The organism is Bacteroides sp. 214, assembly GCF_010501015.1.
Classification (GTDB): domain Bacteria; phylum Bacteroidota; class Bacteroidia; order Bacteroidales; family Bacteroidaceae; genus Bacteroides.
Window position 1 is genome coordinate 1 of sequence record NZ_QVML01000037.1, and the last position, 376, is coordinate 376.

A 376-nucleotide genomic window follows, 5' to 3' on the forward strand; every position below is an offset into this window, starting at 1 on the left:
ATCCTTCGTTGAGTGCGTCATTCAACTATCAGTGGAACTCTATGGCTAATAATTTTAAATTAAGTAAATACAAATGGGATCCTTATCTTAACTCTCCTTTGGTTAAATATACGCTCGATGGTTACAGTTTGAAGAACTTTTTCGTAAAGCCGAGACAGCTTCATCCAGCTATTGAACATTCTAATGGCTGTACTATAAGCATAGCCGGGAAAATACAGTTAAACTGTCCGACTATGTAGGAAAAGGTAAATATGTATTAGTTGATTTTTGGGCAAGCTGGTGTGGTCCTTGTATCAATGACGCCAACCGTGTAATACAATCCATTGACGATGGAAAAGCGCAAGGCAAATTTGCTTCGGATGCCACTTATGCACAA

2 pseudogenes are annotated in these 376 nt (G+C 38.6%); both read left to right on the forward strand.

Annotated features, from left to right (window positions below):
• A pseudogene (locus D0T50_RS14010) lies at positions 1-239 on the forward strand (hypothetical protein); the annotation flags it as partial.
• A pseudogene (locus D0T50_RS13445) lies at positions 215-376 on the forward strand (peroxiredoxin family protein); the annotation flags it as partial. The pseudogenes D0T50_RS14010 and D0T50_RS13445, both read left to right, overlap by 25 nt.